This is a genomic window from Serratia sp. KG1D (assembly GCF_037150675.1).
GTDB classification, from domain to species: domain Bacteria; phylum Pseudomonadota; class Gammaproteobacteria; order Enterobacterales; family Enterobacteriaceae; genus Serratia; species Serratia nematodiphila.
In genome coordinates, this window is the sequence record NZ_JBAGIH010000020.1 from 1 (window position 1) to 239 (window position 239).

The 239-nt window shown below is 72.0% G+C and carries 1 protein-coding gene; it reads left to right on the top strand.

The window, feature by feature from the left end:
• The coding region (locus WFM45_RS24615; protein WP_306377947.1) for an autotransporter outer membrane beta-barrel domain-containing protein at positions 1 to 239 on the top strand (239 nt) is incomplete at both ends.

Genomic DNA, 239 nt, shown 5'->3' on the forward strand with positions numbered 1-239 from the left:
GCGTGGCAGGTGAGCCCGGGCACGACGGTGGCGCTGCGCAGCGAGCTGGGGTGGCAACACCAGTACGGCGGGCTGGAGCGTGGCACCGGGCTGCGGTTCAACGGCGGCAACGCGCCGTTCGTGGTGGACAGCGTGCCGGTGTCGCGCGACGGCATGGTGCTGAAGGCGGGGGCGGAAGTGGCGGTGAACGAGAACGCCTCGCTGTCGCTGGGCTACGGCGGGCTGCTGTCGCAGAACCA